The 15471-nt window shown below is 72.4% G+C and carries 17 protein-coding genes; 3 read left to right on the top strand and 14 right to left on the bottom strand.

What is annotated here, in order from left to right; all coding sequences use genetic code 11:
* The 12 genes from ACFXA3_RS04140 to ACFXA3_RS04085 form a co-directional block, all read right to left on the bottom strand.
* Positions 1–430 (bottom strand): pilus assembly protein TadG-related protein (locus tag ACFXA3_RS04140; RefSeq protein ID WP_385181627.1); only part of this gene is annotated, 430 nt, incomplete at its 3' end.
* Positions 427–624: a hypothetical protein gene (locus ACFXA3_RS04135; protein WP_385181625.1), complete on the bottom strand. Its 198-nt coding sequence runs from the start codon at positions 622–624 to the stop codon at positions 427–429. The genes ACFXA3_RS04140 and ACFXA3_RS04135, both read right to left, overlap by 4 nt.
* 110 nt (positions 625–734) lie before the next feature.
* A complete protein-coding gene (locus ACFXA3_RS04130; RefSeq protein WP_385181622.1) occupies positions 735–1421 on the bottom strand; it encodes a response regulator in 687 nt (228 codons plus the stop codon).
* On the bottom strand, positions 1418–2629 hold the full coding sequence (locus tag ACFXA3_RS04125) for a sensor histidine kinase (protein ID WP_385181620.1): 1212 nt from the start codon (positions 2627–2629) through the stop codon (positions 1418–1420). The genes ACFXA3_RS04130 and ACFXA3_RS04125 overlap by 4 nt, the downstream gene beginning before the upstream one ends.
* 3 nt (positions 2630–2632) lie before the next feature.
* Positions 2633–3526 carry a DUF5936 domain-containing protein gene (locus ACFXA3_RS04120; protein ID WP_385181617.1) on the bottom strand — a complete coding sequence of 298 codons (894 nt, stop codon included), beginning with the start codon at positions 3524–3526 and terminating at the stop codon, positions 2633–2635.
* A gap of 13 nt (positions 3527–3539) precedes the next feature.
* On the bottom strand, positions 3540–4478 hold the full coding sequence (locus tag ACFXA3_RS04115) for a type II secretion system F family protein (RefSeq protein WP_385181614.1): 939 nt from the start codon (positions 4476–4478) through the stop codon (positions 3540–3542).
* Positions 4475–5821 (bottom strand): CpaF family protein, encoded by a 1347-nt coding sequence (locus tag ACFXA3_RS04110; RefSeq protein WP_385181611.1) that lies wholly within the window; start codon positions 5819–5821, stop codon positions 4475–4477. Before ACFXA3_RS04110 ends, ACFXA3_RS04115 begins: the two co-directional genes overlap by 4 nt.
* Positions 5818–6276, bottom strand: coding sequence for a TadE/TadG family type IV pilus assembly protein (locus ACFXA3_RS04105; RefSeq protein ID WP_385181608.1), 459 nt, complete (start codon positions 6274–6276; stop codon positions 5818–5820). Before ACFXA3_RS04105 ends, ACFXA3_RS04110 begins: the two co-directional genes overlap by 4 nt.
* 1 nt (position 6277) lies before the next feature.
* Positions 6278–6658, bottom strand: a complete 381-nt coding sequence (locus ACFXA3_RS04100; RefSeq protein WP_385181605.1) for a TadE/TadG family type IV pilus assembly protein — start codon at positions 6656–6658, stop codon at positions 6278–6280.
* Positions 6659–6661: 3 nt separating this feature from the next.
* Positions 6662–7954 (bottom strand): CpaE family protein, encoded by a 1293-nt coding sequence (locus ACFXA3_RS04095; RefSeq protein ID WP_385181602.1) that lies wholly within the window; start codon positions 7952–7954, stop codon positions 6662–6664.
* Positions 7955–7961: 7 nt separating this feature from the next.
* Positions 7962–8663, bottom strand: coding sequence for a Flp pilus assembly protein CpaB (cpaB, locus tag ACFXA3_RS04090; protein ID WP_385181599.1), 702 nt, complete (start codon positions 8661–8663; stop codon positions 7962–7964).
* Positions 8664–8703: 40 nt separating this feature from the next.
* A complete protein-coding gene (locus tag ACFXA3_RS04085; protein WP_385181597.1) occupies positions 8704–9720 on the bottom strand; it encodes a hypothetical protein in 1017 nt (338 codons plus the stop codon).
* A 383-nt stretch (positions 9721–10103) separates the two neighbouring features.
* Here ACFXA3_RS04085 and ACFXA3_RS04080 point away from each other — a divergent pair, with 383 nt between their 5' ends.
* Together ACFXA3_RS04080 and ACFXA3_RS04075 are read left to right on the top strand one after the other, a co-directional pair.
* Positions 10104–11798, top strand: coding sequence for a chitinase (locus ACFXA3_RS04080; protein WP_385181594.1), 1695 nt, complete (start codon positions 10104–10106; stop codon positions 11796–11798).
* 124 nt (positions 11799–11922) lie between these two features.
* Positions 11923–13260 carry a M14 family metallopeptidase gene (locus tag ACFXA3_RS04075; RefSeq protein WP_385181591.1) on the top strand — a complete coding sequence of 446 codons (1338 nt, stop codon included), beginning with the start codon at positions 11923–11925 and terminating at the stop codon, positions 13258–13260.
* A gap of 54 nt (positions 13261–13314) precedes the next feature.
* Here ACFXA3_RS04075 and ACFXA3_RS04070 read toward each other — a convergent pair whose 3' ends face one another.
* Entirely contained in the window at positions 13315–13725 is a 411-nt protein-coding gene (locus ACFXA3_RS04070; protein WP_385181588.1) for a RidA family protein, read from the bottom strand.
* On the bottom strand, positions 13722–14483 hold the full coding sequence (locus ACFXA3_RS04065) for an IclR family transcriptional regulator (RefSeq protein WP_385181586.1): 762 nt from the start codon (positions 14481–14483) through the stop codon (positions 13722–13724). Before ACFXA3_RS04065 ends, ACFXA3_RS04070 begins: the two co-directional genes overlap by 4 nt.
* Positions 14484–14637: 154 nt before the next feature.
* Here ACFXA3_RS04065 and ACFXA3_RS04060 point away from each other — a divergent pair.
* The coding region (locus ACFXA3_RS04060; RefSeq protein WP_385181584.1) for an alanine racemase at positions 14638–15471 on the top strand (834 nt) is incomplete at its 3' end.

Below are 15471 nucleotides of genomic sequence, written 5' to 3'. Positions count from 1 at the left end.
TTGTGGCGCAGCCGTTGTGTTTCTCTCCGGCCCCGCGCGCACACCCAGACCCCGCCGCTCCCCTGCTCACCCCCCCCCCCGCCCCCCCCCCGGGGATCGCTGCTGCGCACTCCGCCGTGGCGTCGTTCAGGGCGGCGAACTCGTCGGCCTTTTGGCACGCCCCGTTCCCGGTGAGAAGGTCACCATCGACGAGCTTCTCCCAGTCGGCGGGCTTGAGGCCGAGCAAGTCGAGCCCCAGAAAGGCGCTGTCCCTGGCTTCGCCGGCAGCGGCAAGGGCCGCTGCGTCAGCGGCTCCTTGCGCATTGCTGCGTGTAACGCCCGCCTGACCCACGACGAAGAAGGCCAAAGCCGCGAAGAGCAGGCCGACCACCGCGACCGCGTAGATCGGGAATGCCTGCCCGCGATCGTCCCGAAGCCCGCGTCGGCTCACTTCCCCGCGGTGATACTCGCGACTGCACCCGTGATTTTCGTGGTGATGGCCTGGCCGATGCCCGTGCCGATGATGGCGCCGATGATCACCACCACCACCAGGATGATGCCCAGGTATTCGAAGGCCGTCTGGCCGCGGTCGGGGGTGGTTCGGGTGTAGCGGGTTCGGATCCTTGCCAGGGTGTTCTGCAACATGGGGGTTCCCTCCCGGGCCGGTGCCGCTGTTGGTTTGCGGACCGTACGGGGAGTCACCGGTGATAACCAAGGGTCCCGGGGCCCAATTACGGACCCACTGCGCACTCCGTCTACCCATGGCCGGACACCCCCGGACGGGCCGTTCCCAGCCAGCGGGCTATCGCCTCGCTGCGGCTCGTGCTCTGGAGCTTCGCGAAGATGCGGTTGATGTGGTTCTTGACCGTCTTCTCGCTGATGAAGCAGGTGGCCGCGATCTGCTGGTTGCTCATCCCGGACGCGATCAGATCCATGATCTCCACCTCCCTCGAACTCAGGCCGAAGAGAACCGAGTTGTGAAGCCTCTCGGAAGAGCGTGCCACATTTCGTTGCGGTTGCGAAGAGGTGCGGAGGTTCGCGAGGAGTGCGCTCGCCGCCGTCGTCGTGAAGTGGGCCCGGCCCTCGCGGACGTCGCGGACCGCGCGGACCAGGTCCTCCGGCGTGAATTCGCCGTGGACCAGGTAGCCGCCCGCGCCCAGGAGCAGCGCCTCGCGGACGATGTCCGCCTCCTGGCTGTACGTCAGCATCATTACGGGCGCCAGCTGTACGAGGTGCGGCAGGGCCGAGATGCCGTCGACGCCCGGCATGCGGACGTCCAGCAGGATCACGTCGGGGGCGTGCCGCCGGGTCAGGCTCAGGGCCTCGTGGCCGTCGGCCGCCTGGGCCACGACCTCCATGTCCTGCGCCGTTGCCAGGAGGGACGCCAGGCCCGCCCGTACCACCGGGTTGTCGTCCGCGATCAGGACGCGGAGCGCGGTCACGGGCCGTCCTCCCCCGTGAGGGCCGCCAGCGGGAGGTCCAGGCGGACGAGGGTGCCGGGGCCGTCCAGGCGGGCTCCGACGTGGACGCGGGCGCCGATGGCCGCCGCGCGTTCCGTGATGCCGAGCAGCCCGAAGCGGCCGTTGCGGTGCAGGGCGTCCGGGGGGAGGCCTCGGCCGTCGTCCTCGATGCCGAGGGTGAGCCCGGTGGTGTCCGCGGCTGCCGAGACCGTGACGCGGGTGGCTCCCGCGTGCCGGCGGGCGTTCTCCAGGGCCTCCGAGGCGACCGCGAGCAGGTGGTGCGCCACCGGGGCGGGGAGCGGCGGGAGCGCCCCCGACGTGCGCAGTTCCGCACCCGCCGCATCCGCGGCACGGCGCAGCTCGCCCAGGAGGCAGACCCCGGGGGCCTCGGCCTCGCTGCGCAGGCCGGTCAGCAGTGCGCGGGATTCCGCCGCCGCCCGGCGGGCCGCGCCGGACAGCAGGTCGGCCTGCCGGCGCAGGGCCGCCGGGTCGGTGGTGCGGGCGAGGGCGTCCGCCGTCAGGGCCAGGCCGTGCAGGGTCTTGGACACCGAGTCGTGCATCTCGCGGGCCAGGTGGTCCCGTTCGGCGCGGACCGCCTCGGCGACCGCCAGCCGGGCCCGGGTCTCCGTCAGGGCCTGGCTCGCCGAGCCGAAGCGGAAGAGGAGGTCCCGCAGCGAGGCTCCGGCCGCGCCCGCCAGGAGGCACAGCGCGGGCAGGGTCGGTCCGCCGGCGAGGGCGGCGACCGCGACCGCGGCCAGGGCCGCGTAGAGCGCCGAGCCGCGCCATCCGTGGACCAGCCCGGCCAGCAGGGGCGTACAGAGCACGGCGAAGCCGAGGGGCGATCGCGGGGTCGCCGTGACCAGCAGCAGCCCGCAGCAGGCGAGGTCGGGGGCCAGCAGCCAGCGGTGGCGCAGCAGCAGCGGGCCGAAGCGCTGCCAGTCGCGGAAGAGTACGTACGAGAGCATGAAGGTGAGCAGGATCGCGCCGGCCACGAGGTACGTGGGCCCGCCGCGGGCCGTGCGGCCCAGGGCGAGCGGCGCGCCCAGGGCGATCATCACCATCCGGAACGCGAAGACGCGGCGGCACAGGGCCTGGAGGGCGTTGGTCTGGAGGGTGAGGGAGGGTGTGGTCCGCCGGCCGCGTGGGGAGCGTCCCACGGGCAGGGCGGCCCGGACGTGGAGGACGGCCATGGCTCATCCGCCTCCGAGCATCGCGCCGAAGTCGACGTCGGCGCCGTACACGAAGCCGCACACGAGCAGGATCAGCGTGCCGGGCAGCATGAACATCGTGACCGCGAAGGTGGCTTTGGGGACGGCCCGGGCCGCTCGCCGCCGGGCGTTCTGGGCGTCCGTGCGGCGCATGTCCTCGGCGATCGCGATCAGCGTTTCGACGATCGGCGAGCCCAGCTCCTCGCCCTGCTGGAGCGCGGTCACGAACTGCGCGACCTGCTCGGAGTCGTTGCGCCGGCGCAGTTCGTCGAAGGCCTGGCGGCGGCTGACGCCCATGTCCATCTGCTGGAGGGTGATGCGGACCTCGTCGGACCAGGGGCCCTCGTACTTGGCGGCGACCCGTTCCAGCGCCTGCCGGAAGCCGAGCCCGGCGCTCACCACGACCGCCAGCACGTCGAGGAAGTCCGGCAGGGTCCGCTCGATGTGGTCGCGGCGGACCCGGATCGCCGACCAGAGGCCGACCTCGATCCAGAAGAGGCCGAAGGCGACCATCAGCAGCGCGGGTACGAGCTGCCCGTTGATCAGCATCGAGAAGGCGCCGAGGGCGCCGAGGAATCCGTAGACCGCGCGGCGTGCGGCGTACCGGTCGATGGTCAGGCCGGCCGGGTTGCCCGCCATGTCGATCTGGCGGCGCTTGCGGGCGACCCGGTTCGGGCCCATGAGGCGCAGGACCAGCGGCGCCCAGCGGATGCCGAGCCGGTCGACGGCCGAGCCGACGGCGGTCGTACGGGTGGCTCCGACCTCCAGGGCGAGCGCGAGGTCGCTCGGCAGTCTGGTGTCGGCGCGGTAGAGGCGGATGCCGTGGAAGACGCCGAACACCGACACCCCCAGCAGCAGGGCCAGCAGCAGAGCGGTCATGTCCGTCGCCCCCTCACACGTCGATCTTCGAGAGGCGGCGGATCAGGACGAATCCCAGGGTGAAGAGCCCGATCGCCACCAGTACCGCCGTCTGGCCGATGAACGCGCCGGTCATCCGGTCCAGCGCGCCCGGCATCATCATGTTGACCAGCAGCAGCGAGCCGAGCCCGATGGCCGGTACGAGGTAGGCCGTCACGGTGACCTGGGACAGCTGGGTGCGGATCTCGCGCCGCGTCTCCTTGCGCTGCTCCAGCGTCACGGTCAGGTTGCGCAGGCTGCCGACGAGCGCGCCGCCCGCCCGCGCGGACAGGACGAGGGTGGAGACGAGGACGACCAGCTCCCGGGACGGCAGCCGTTGCGCGATCTCGCCGAGCGACTCCTCGATGGAGTGGCCGACGGCGAGGCGGTCGGCGACGCGCGCGAGCTCCTCGCCGGCCGGTGCCTCCAGTTCCTCGGCCGCTATGGCGATGGCCGTCCGCAGGGCCAGTCCGGCCTGGGTGGCGTTGGCGAGGATGCGGGCGAGTTCGGGGAGCTGGTTGATGAAGCGCTCGGTGCGCCGGGCCCGCTGCCAGTTGAGGAAGGCGTCGGCCGCCCACAGGCCGATCAGGCCGGCCACCGGGCCGAAGAACGGCGCCAGGAAGCTGGCCGCGACGAGCCACACGCCGGCGACCGACATCAGCATGTAGACGAAGAACTCGCCGGGGGTGAGGTCGAGGCCGGTCACGGCCAGCTTCACCTCGATCCGCTTGCCGAGCGCGGTCTTGCGCAGGCGCCGGTCCACGCCGGGGAAGCGGCGCCTGCGGCCCGCCGGCGGCGGCGCTCCGTCCGTGGCGAGGCGTTCGATGAGCGCGGCGCGCTGGGCGCGGCCGGCGGCGTAGGCGTGGGCGCCGGCGATCACGAGGACGCCGGCCAGCAGCGTGGCGCCGAGGGTGAGGAGGACGAATGGGTTCACGGGGCGGTCCGGGTGATGCGGGTGGCGAGCCGGTCGTCGGACAGGGCGACCCCGAAGGCCTGCGGGATCGGCTGGTTGTTCATGTAGAGGCGGTCCGCGATCCGGCGGGGCAGCGGGAAGTACTCGAAGCGGCCGTGGACGCGGCCGTCGGGGCCCATGGGCTGGGCGGCGAACCGGCAGACGGTGGTGATGCGGAAGGGTTCCCGGCCGTGCGAGTCGAGGATGGAGATCTCGGTGACGCGGCGCGAGCCGTCGCCGAAGCGGGTCAGCTGGACGACCACGTTCACCGCGCTGTTGATCTGGTCCTGGAGGGCTTCGAAGGGGACTTCCACCTCGGACATCGAGGCGAGGGTCTGCAGGCGCATCAGGGCGTCCTCGGCGCTGTTCGCGTGGACGGTGGCCAGGGAGCCGTCGTGGCCGGTCGACATCGCCTGGAGCATGTCGAGGGTCTCGCCGCCGCGGACCTCGCCGACGATGATGCGGTCGGGGCGCATGCGCAGGGAGTTGCGTACGAGGTCGCGGATGGTGATCCGGCCCTTGCCCTCCACGTTCGCCGGGCGGGATTCGAGGCGGATGACGTGCGCCTGCTGGAGCTGGAGTTCCGCCGAGTCCTCGATGGTGATGATCCGCTCGCCCTCCGGGATCAGTCCGGAGAGGGCGTTGAGGAGGGTGGTCTTCCCGGTGCCGGTGGCGCCCGACACGATGACGTTCATCTTCGCCTGGACCAGGCCGGACAGCAGCAGGAGCATCTGTTCGTCCAGCGAGCCGAGGCCGATCATCTCGTGCAGGGTGAACGCGCGCGGGAAGCGCCGGATCGTGAGGGTGGCCCCGGTCAGGGACAGCGGCGGGATGATCACGTTGACGCGTTCGCCGCTGGGCAGGCGGGCGTCGACCATCGGATTGGCCTCGTCGACACGGCGGTTGACGGTGGAGACGATCCGCTCGATGGTCTGCATCAGCTGGTCGTGCGAGGCGAAGCGCAGGGGCAGCTGTTCCACCCGGCCGGCCCGTTCGACGAAGATCTGGTCCGGGCCGTTGACCATGATCTCGGAGATCGAGGCGTCTTCGAGGAGCGGTTCGAGCACGCCGAGGCCGAGCGCCTCGTCCACGACCCGGCGGATCAGCTGCGCCCGCTCGACGGTGGACAGGACCGGGCCCTCGCGGCTGATGATGTGCCCGAGGACGCGCTCCAGCCGGGCCCGCCGCTCGGCGGGGGCGAGCGCCGACATCTCGGCGAGGTCGATCTCCTCCAGCAGTTTGGCCCGGTACGCGGAGACCAGCCGGCCGTCCTCGCGGGGACCGTGCCGGTCGTCGGGGGTGTTGACCCGGGAACGCAGGCTCATGGACGGGCTCCGCTCGGGTCGTCGTCGGGCATGACGGCAGTGGCCGTGGCCGGGTCGATGGACAGGCCGGGCACGATGGACTTGATCGGGATCGAGACCCTCGCGGTGACCGCGTCGGGGCCCTTGGAGATCTTGACGCTGGGGTCGAGGCCGGAGCTGACGGCGGCCGTCCCCGCCGCCGCCCCGGAGCCCGGGTTGCGGGCCTCCACGCGTGCGGCGGTGCGGGCGGCGGTCTCGGCCTGCTGGTGGACGTAGCCGACCCAGCCGAGCTGGATCCCGCACAGCGCGACGAACAGCAGGACGGGGATGAACCCGATGTACTCCAGGGCCACTTGACCCCGGTCCCGGCCCTGAATCCGGTCCCCGCCCCGAATCCGGTCACGGCCCTGAAGCCGGTCCCGGCCCCGGTCGTCCCGGGCCCGGGCGTCGGAGCGGATGCGCCGCCGGTGTCCCATGTCAGCCCGCCTCCTTTTCCATCGCCGCGCCGCCCGTGCCCGTGATCCCGCCGAAGTTCAGGCCGGGGTAGAGGACGGGGATCTTGAGCGTGACCCTCGCCTTGTAGACGTCGCCGGACGCACCGCACGAGGCCGTCATGCCCCACGCGCCGCCGATGTGCTTGCCCGCGGCGCTCTCGCAGGCCCCGCCGCCGTGGACGGCCCCCGCCCGGGCCGCCTCGTCCGCCGCGTTGCCCGCCAGGGAGAACGCGTACCCGATCAGCACGCACTCCCACACCGCGGCCACGAGCAGCAGGATCAGCGGCACCATGCCGACGAACTCGACCGCCACCTGGCCGCGGTCACCCCGGGCCGCGCCCCGGACGGGTCTGCGCGCGGGCATCCGTCAGCCCTCCCGGCCGCGGCGCAGCCAGGGGCCGGCCGCGCGGGCCACCGCTCCGGGAGCCCGTACGGCGAGGGCCGCGCCCGGGGTCCCCGAGCCGGCGGCCTCGGGTTCCGCCGTGGCCGCAGGTGTCAGCAGGCCGAGTTCGCCGGCCAGCGTCCACAGCGCCTGCTTGACGCTGGAGCGGTTGTCGAGGTCCTGCACCCGGCCCGCGTCGACCACCGCCTGGAGCTCCTTGAAGGCGGCCGGGACCGGGGTCCGGGTGGCCCGGGTCTTGGTGATCTTCTCGATCAGCGCGGGCTGGATCTCCGTGTGCTTGCTCCAGCGGTTGACCACCATGGCGGTGTCCTCCGCCTTGCGGACCTGGAGCCGTTCCCACATCCGGACCAGGCGCTTGGCGGCCCGGACGCAGACCACGTCGGGGGTGGTGACCAGGACGGCCACGTCCGCCGATTCCACCGCCGCCGCGTTCGCGCCGGTGACCTGGGTGCCGCAGTCGATGACGACGAGCTCGTACCGGCTGCGCAGGGCGGCGACGATGTGCCGGGCGGCGCGTTCGTCGACCTCCTCGCCGCGTTCGCCGTCGGCCGGGGCCAGCAGCAGTGCCAGCCCGGTCCGGTCGTCGTAGACGGCGTCCTGGAGCACCCGCGGCGAGATGTCCTGGATGCCGGCGAGGTCGGCGATGGAGCGGCGGAACTGCACGTCGAGGTACGAGCCGACGTCGCCGGCCTGGAGGTCCATGTCGACCAGGGCGGTGCGCCGTCCCGAGGCGGCCGCGGCGAGCGCGAACTGCACGGCGGTGAAGGTGGTGCCGACGCCGCCCTTGGCTCCGGTGACCGTGACCACCTTGCCGCCGGTGCCGGCGAACACGTCGGCTCCGCGGCCCAGGTGGCGGCGTACCCCCACGGACCACTGGGCGGCGGCCTGGACGCGGGCGGCGAGTTCCTCGTACGCGAGCGGCAGCCCGATCAGACCGCGCGCCCCGGAGTCCATGGCGGCCGAGAACAGCGCCGGGCCGGCGTCCGAGGACACCAGCACCACACCCACCGCCGGGAAGCGGAGCGCGACCTCGCGGATGAGGTCGAGGGCGGGCACCGGGCCGATCCGCTCGTGGACGAGGACCACCTCGGGCAGTTCGTCGATGGACTCGGCGGCCAGCCGCCCCAGGGTGTCCAGGAGCGAGGTGGAGTCGGGGACCGGGGCGCCCGGCTCGGCGGCCGGGAGCTGGCTGAGGAGGGTGGAGATGGCGCGGGCGGCGTCCGGGTCGCCGGCCGCGGGGAGGATTCGGGTGGTCATCCGGGCCTCACTTGTCCCCGTCGAGGGTGTACGTGCGGTCGCCCGCTCCGGGCGCGGAGTCGGTACCGGGGGCCACCAGGGCCAGGCGTACGTGCTCCGCGAAGGACTCGGCGTAGGCGACGCGCTGGGTGTCCTTGGTGTTCAGGGCGAAGGTGATCGGGACCGCCTCGGCGGGGCCCTTCTTGTCGCTGTCCTTGTCGAGCGCGGTGAGCTTGCCGACGTTCAGGACGCGGGCGTTGGCCACGATGATCACCGAGCGCGAGGGCTCGGTGTCCTTGGCGCCCTTGAAGGTGGCGATGATGTTGACCTTGGCTCCGGAGTAGATCTTCCCGGCCACACCGGTCGCCGCGTCGATCATGATGGCGATCTCCTGCTCCCCGGGCTGGAGCTGCGGCTTGTCGACGAACATGCCCGCCTGGAGCAGCGATCCCTTGCGCAGGGTGGTGAGCGTGATCTTGTCCTTGAGCTGGCCGAGGTCGGTGACGGCGGTGTCGGACAGCCAGCGCTTGGGGATGGGGACTTCCTCGAACTGGCCCGGCGACAGCGGGCTGTACGGCGCGATGTCGCCCTTGGCGCGGTAGGCGACGACCTCGGCCCCGACCTTGGAATTGACGTCGCCGATCACCACGAGGACCCCGCCGAACGCCGCGAGGGCGCACAGGACCGACAGGAGCAGCAGGATGACGCCGCGGCGCTGGCGTGAGTTCATGTGCCGTACTACCTCGCCGTTCTTCGATCGTTCGGGGCGGTCAGTGTCTTGGTCCGGGGGCGCCGGAGAAGGCCGGGGGCGTCGTCCGGCCCCCGTTCCCGGCCGGCGGCGGTGCGGCCAGCGGCGCGGCGCAGAATCCGCACCGGTCGCCGATGAGTTCGAGGCCGCACCAGTGGCACTGCTCGCGCCGGACGGAGGCGACGAGCTGGTAGAGCACGGCGGGGTCCGGGATGGCGGCGGCGAACTCCACGAGTTTCGGCGTGGCCCACCAGGCGGACGAGTCGGCCGGGAGCGGGTTCTCCATCACGCCCTGGACCCGCCAGGCGGGGGCGAGTTCGGCCGCGACCCAGTCGGAGGCGAGCTGGCCGCGCGCGAAGGTGAGGTGGGTGGCGAACGCGGGGCCGGGCGGCAGCCCGGCACTCCCGCCGTGCGCGCCCCCGCCGTGCGCGCCCCCGCCGTGGGCTCCGCCACCATGGGCTCCGCCACCGTGGGACCGCCCGCCGTGCGCCCGGCCGCCGTGCGCCCGGCCGCCGTGGGCTCCGCCGGAGCCGGTCAGTTTGACCAGGTGCGGGGCCGGGTGGGCCAGGACGGCGAACTGTGCGTTCGGCGACCACGAGCGGGCGTGCGCCTTCAGGCTGACGGGCACCCGGTCCAGTTTGGCGACGGAGCCCAGCAGGGCTCCGGCGTGGATGTAGTGGGACAGCAGCCGGGCGGCGGAGGCGATGACCCCGGGGCTGAAGTCGCAGACGCTGAGCTGGCGGAGCTGACGGACCAGCAGGGCCGTGGCCAGCGGGGGCAGATCGATGTCGAGGAGGGCGATCCGGTCGGTTTCGAGGATGGCCCGCACCGTGTGCAGCCGCTGGACGGTCGCCGCCGGCAGCCAGGGCGGTACGACGGCCACGAGATGGCCGTGGCGCTCCAGCAGGGCGCTCGTCTCGGCGAGCGCGCCCGCCAGGTCGAGCTGTCCCGGCGGGTGCAGGACGACGGCCGGCGGTGTGTGCCGGTCAGGGGCCGGCAGCACCAGATCGGCGCTGGTGACGGCAATGGCGGTCGGCACGCGAATCCCCCTGTTCACCCCGTACGCCCCATACGTCGGCTCCGTCGTCGCGTACGCGCACCCCTGCGCGACCGCAAACGATCGGTGCCCTTCCCCCGTGCCCCAGCACCATATCCGCGTCGTCCCTGGCAGGGCAGGGCCTTGGTGATTCCCGTCCTGCAGGCCCCTGTCACAGGTGGCGGGAAAACCGGACAACCGGGATCGGACGCCCAATCAATTCAAGCCACATTGCAAAGAGCCTTGACAGGGGGATTGGTCTGGACCAACTTGGGGCCAGCACGCCGGCACCCGTCGACGGGGCTTCCCCCACGCCTGGCCCCGGGCGTTCGCCCACGTGTTCCACCACCCCCTTTCACATCCCCTTCTCCCCCCACGGAGACCACGTGAACCGCATACGCTCGCTCGCCCTCCTGGGCGCCGCCACCCTGACCGCAGGCGGGCTGACCGCCCTCGCGGCCGGCACCGCGCAGGCCGCCGACATCAACGTCGCCCGCAACGGAGGCTTCGAGTCCGGTCTCGCCGGCTGGACCTGCACCGCCGGGAGCGGTGCCGTCGTCTCCTCTCCCGTCCACACCGGGGCCGCCGCCCTCAGGGCCACTCCGTCGGGCCAGGACAACGCGCAGTGCAGTCAGACCGTCACGGTCAAGCCGAACTCGGCGTACACGCTCAGCGAGCAGGTGCAGGGCTCGTACGTCTACCTCGGCGTGACGGGGACCGGCACGCAGGACACGTCCACCTGGACCCCCGGATCGGGCGGCGGCTGGCAGCAGCTGTCGACCACGTTCACGACGGGGGCGAACACCACCCAGGTCACGGTGTGGACGCACGGCTGGTACGGGCAGCCCCCGTACGTCGTCGACGACTTCAGCGTCTTCGGCCCGGACGGGGGCGGCGGCACGGATCCCGGACCGTCCGTCCCCGGCGCCCCGGCCGGGACCGCCGTTTCCGGCCAGAGCGCGAACGGGCTCACCCTTTCGTGGAACGCGGTCAGCGGGGCCACCGGCTACCACGTCTATCAGGACGGCGTGCGCGTCAAGACCGTGACCGGCTCCCCCACCCCGATCACCGGGCTCGCCGCGGCCACCTCGTACTCCTTCCAGGTGAGCGCGTACAACGCGGCGGGCGAGGGCCCGAAGTCGGCGGCGGTGACCGGCACGACGACCGGCGGCGGCAACCCCGGCCCGAACCCCTCGGTGCCCCGGCACGCCCTGACGGGCTATTGGCAGAACTTCAACAACGGCGCGACCGTCCAGAGGATCTCCGACGTCCCGTCCCAGTACGACATCATCGCCGTCTCGTTCGCCGACGCCACGGCCACGCCCGGGGCCATCGCCTTCACCCTCGACTCGGCCGGCCTCGGCGGCTACACGGTGGCGCAGTTCAAGGCGGACGTCGCCGCCAAGAAGGCGGCCGGCACGTCCGTGATCCTCTCCATCGGCGGCGAGAAGGGCACCATCTCGGTGAACGACCCGGCCTCCGCGAACAACCTGGCGGACTCGGCGTACGCGCTGATGCAGGAGTACGGCTTCAGCGGCATCGACATCGACCTGGAGAACGGCCTCAACCCGACCTACATGACGCAGGCGCTGCGCTCGCTGTCCGCCAAGGCCGGCCCCTCGCTCGTGCTCACCATGGCGCCGCAGACCATCGACATGCAGTCCACGGCGGGCGGCTACTTCAAGACGGCTCTGAACGTCAAGGACATCCTGACCGTCGTCAACATGCAGTACTACAACAGCGGCTCGATGAACGGCTGCGACGGCAAGGTCTACGCGCAGGGCTCGGTGGACTTCCTCACCGCGCTGGCCTGCATCCAGCTGGAGGGCGGCCTCGACCCCTCGCAGGTGGGCATCGGCGTGCCGGCCTCGCCGAGCGGCGCGGGCAGCGGGTACGTCTCCCCCACCGTCGTGAACAACGCGCTGGACTGCCTGACCAGGGGCACGAACTGCGGTTCCTTCAAGCCGTCGAGGACGTATCCGGGGCTGCGCGGCGCGATGACCTGGTCGACCAACTGGGACGCCAAGGCGGGTGGCGCTTGGTCCAACGCGGTGGGTCCGAAGGTTCACAGCCTGCCCTAGGCGGTACGTGTGGGGGTGGCCGTCCCGGGATTTTGGCCGGTTTGCAGTCCTTGACCGGGACATGCCACAAGAGCACGCTGTGCGCGTCCGCACGGCTACCCCCACACTCCACCCAGGAGAACGCATGCGGCTCCACACCCGACGCAGGGCCGCCGTCACGGCGGCCCTGCTCGCTCTCGCGCTCGGCGCACCCGCCTACGGCATGAGCGCGACGGCGGCCCCGCCGCCGACCCCCTCGACCGCCACCCAGGACGAGGCGGTCACCCAGTACGAGATCAAGGGCCCGGCCACGGCCGCCGAGCGAACGGCCCTGCTCCGCACGGGTGTCTCGATCGACGAGGTCGACGCCCGCTCGGTCGTCGTCAGCGCCGACCCCATGCAGGCCAGGCAGCTGCGGGCGCTCGGCTACACGCTGAGCGCCCTGCCCGGGCCGCCGGACCGCTCCGAGCGGGGCGTCGCGGCGAACCCGATGGACTTCCCGTCCAAGGACTCGATGTACCACAACTACGCGGAGGCGAGCGCGGAGATCGACCAGCGCATCGCCCAGTACCCCTCGATCATGAGCAAGAAGGTGATCGGGAAGTCGTACCAGGGCCGGGACATCGTCGCCATCAAGATCAGTGACAACGTCGCGACCGACGAGAACGAGCCCGAGGTGCTCTTCACGCACCACCAGCACGCCCGCGAGCACCTGACCGTCGAAATGGCGCTGTACCTGCTCAAGGAGTTCGGCTCCAAGTACGGCAGCGACCCGCGGATCACCAACATGGTCAACGCCCGCGAGATCTGGATCGTGCCGGACCTCAACCCGGACGGCGGCGAGTACGACATCGCCACCGGCTCGTACCGCTCCTGGCGCAAGAACAGGCAGCCGAATTCCGGCTCCTCGTACGTCGGCACCGACCTGAACCGCAACTGGGACTACAAGTGGGGCTGCTGCGGCGGCTCCAGCGGCAGCAAGAGCTCCGAGACCTACCGCGGCGCGGCCGGCGAGTCCGCCCCCGAGGTGAAGGTGGTCGCGGACTTCGTGCGCAGCCGGGTGGTCGGCGGCAAGCAGCAGATCACCGCCGCCATCGACTTCCACACGTACAGCGAGCTGGTGCTGTGGCCGTTCGGGTGGACGTACAACGACACGGCGCCGGGCATGACGGCCGACGACCTCGCCGTGTACAAGACCATCGGCACGAGCATGGCCAACAGCAACGGCTACACCCCGGAGCAGTCGAGCGACCTGTACATCACGGACGGGACGATCGACGACTGGCTGTGGGGCAACCAGAAGGTCTTCGCCTACACCTTCGAGATGTACCCGTCCGACACGGGCGGCGGGGGCGGCTTCTACCCGCCGGACGAAGTGATCGACCGCGAGACGACGCGCAACCGCGACGCCGTCCTGCAACTGCTGGAGAACGCGGACTGCATGTACCGCTCGATCGGGAAGCAGGCGCAGTACTGCGCCTGACACCCCCCTGAGCCGCACCGGGGGCGCCCCACCGCCAGGGGGGCGCCCCTGCCGCTATCCGAGGACGGCGAGGGCGTCGATCTCGATGAGGAGGCCCGCGGGAAGCCCGACGTAGACCGTGGTGCGGGCGGCCGGGGCCTCCTTCAGTCCCTGTTCCTCGAAATAGGCGTCGTAGAGGTCGTTCATCTCGGCGAAGTGCCCGGTGTCGGTGAGGTACACCCGGATCATCATCACGTCGTCCCAGCCCGCACCGCCGGCCTCCAGGACGGAGCGCACGTTCTCCAGGGTCTGGAGGGTCTGCTCGCGCAGCGTCGGCCCGGCGGGGACGGGCGCCCGGCCGTCCCCGTGCGGGAGGAAGCCGACCTGGCCGGCCACCTGGAGGATGTTCCCCTTGCGCACGCCGTGCGAGAAGCGTGCGGGCGGGGTGGTGTGGGTGTCGGGCGTGATGGCGGTCTTCCCGGTCACGGGGTGTCGTCCTTCCGTACGGAGCCGGAGTACTCGCGGCTGATGGTGTCGGCGGTGCGCAGGACGAGGGGCAGCAGTTCGAGCAGCCCCTCGGCGGTGACGACCACGCTCGGCGCGGAGACGGACAGCGCGGCGGCGACCCGTCCGTCCGGCCCGTGCACGGGCGCGCCGAGGCAGTTGACGGATTCCTCGTGGCCGCCCAGGTCGGTGGCCCAGCCCTGCTCCCGTACGAGGTCCAGCTCGCGCAGGAAGGCCTGCGCGTCGGGGGTGGAGCGGGCGGTGTGGCGGGGGTAGTCGATGCGCTCGGCGAGGCTGCGGCGCTCGGCCTCGGGGAGGTCGGCGAGCAGCAGCTTCGCGACGGCGGCGACGGTGAGCGGGACGGGCCTGCCGATGCGGGAGTACATCCGGACCGGGTAGCGGCTCTCGACCTTGTCGATGTAGACGACCTCGTCGTCCTGGTGGAGGGCGAGGTGCACGGTGTGGCCGGTGAGCCGGTTGAGTTCGACGAGGTGCGGGTGGGCGACGCTGCGGACGTCCAGGCTCTCCACGGCCTCCGCGGCGAGCGCGAACAGCTGGGCGCCCAGGCGGTAGCGGCCGTCGGGCTGGCGGTAGACGAACCCGTGTGCGTGGAGGGTGCGCAGGAGGCGCAGGGCGGTGCTCTTGTGGACGCCGAGCTCCTCGGCGACCTCGCCGAGGCCCGCCGGACCCCGCGCGAGCAGCGGCATGATCCGCAGGGCCCGCTCCACCGACTGACTCACGCCGTGTCCTCTCGCGCCGGTCCGCCGCGGTCCCCCACGGCAGGGCGGACGTTGACCCGCCGTCATGCGGGATGTTAGACAGCTTGCAGCACCATGCGCAACGACCGTTGCAGCAGTCGCAACACCCTGCGCAAGACCCCGGGAGGCACCGCACATGCCCAGTGACCCCGTACAGGCCCTCGCGGCCGAACCGGTGGACCACCGCTTCAAGGGCCTTCCCCCGGACGCCGCCTCCCTCGGCCTCACGGTCGGCGCCCTGGCCGCCGAGCGCCGCGACCTCTACACCGGCGGGTTCACCACGCCGGTGCTGACCCTCGACGCCGAGGCGCTGGAGCACAACCTCACCGCCCTCGGCGCGTACGCCGCCCGCCACGACCTGGCCTTCGCCCCGCACGGCAAGACCTGCATGGCGCCGCAGCTCTTCCGCCGCCAGCTCGACCACGGCGCCTGGGGCATCACGGCCGCCGTCCCCCACCAGGTCCGCGTCTACCGCGCCTTCGGCATCGAGCGGATCTTCCTGGCCAACGAGCTCGTCGACCCGGCGGCACTGCGCTGGGTGGCCGCCGAGCTCGCCGCCGACCCGGGCTTCCGCTTCGTCTGCTACGTCGACTCCGTGCGCGGCGTCCAGCTGATGGACCGGGCCCTGCAGGGACAGTCCCAGGTCCTCGACGTCGTCGTCGAGCTCGGCGCCGGCGAGGGCGCCCGGACGGGTGCGCGGACCGACGAGGACTGCCGGGCCGTCGCCGACGCCGTGGCCGGGGCCGCCGCCCTGCGCCTCGTCGGCATCGCCGGGTACGAGGCGGAGGTTCCCGGCGCCGACCCGGACTCGGTCCACGCGTACCTGCGCCGGGGGGGGGGCGGGGGGGCGGGCCTTGCGGCGCCCCGACCCGGACCCCGCGCCGGCGGGCCCGGCGGCCGGGGGGGCCGGGGCGGACGGTGCCGGGGGCCGGCGGCGCGGGCCGGTACGGGCGGTGCCGCGGGCGGAGCG

Origin of the sequence: Streptomyces sp. NPDC059456, assembly GCF_042750055.1 — a bacterium.
Taxonomy (GTDB): Bacteria; Actinomycetota; Actinomycetes; order Streptomycetales; family Streptomycetaceae; genus Streptomyces.
Note: the sequence above shows the minus strand (reverse complement) of the source record. Positions and strands in the feature narration are given on the sequence as shown.

Excerpts from the sequence above, each read along its gene's own strand:
- ACFXA3_RS04135 (WP_385181625.1), bottom strand. The coding sequence starts at position 624 with ATGTTGCAGAACACCCTGGCAAGGATCCGAACCCGCTACACCCGAACC.
- ACFXA3_RS04110 (WP_385181611.1), bottom strand. The coding sequence starts at position 5,821 with ATGAGCCTGCGTTCCCGGGTCAACACCCCCGACGACCGGCACGGTCCC.
- ACFXA3_RS04125 (WP_385181620.1), bottom strand. The coding sequence starts at position 2,629 with ATGGCCGTCCTCCACGTCCGGGCCGCCCTGCCCGTGGGACGCTCCCCA.
- ACFXA3_RS04100 (WP_385181605.1), bottom strand. The coding sequence starts at position 6,658 with ATGCCCGCGCGCAGACCCGTCCGGGGCGCGGCCCGGGGTGACCGCGGC.
- ACFXA3_RS04075 (WP_385181591.1), top strand. The coding sequence starts at position 11,923 with ATGCGGCTCCACACCCGACGCAGGGCCGCCGTCACGGCGGCCCTGCTC.
- ACFXA3_RS04120 (WP_385181617.1), bottom strand. The coding sequence starts at position 3,526 with ATGACCGCTCTGCTGCTGGCCCTGCTGCTGGGGGTGTCGGTGTTCGGC.
- ACFXA3_RS04105 (WP_385181608.1), bottom strand. The coding sequence starts at position 6,276 with ATGGGACACCGGCGGCGCATCCGCTCCGACGCCCGGGCCCGGGACGAC.
- ACFXA3_RS04095 (WP_385181602.1), bottom strand. The coding sequence starts at position 7,954 with ATGACCACCCGAATCCTCCCCGCGGCCGGCGACCCGGACGCCGCCCGC.
- cpaB (WP_385181599.1), bottom strand. The coding sequence starts at position 8,663 with ATGAACTCACGCCAGCGCCGCGGCGTCATCCTGCTGCTCCTGTCGGTC.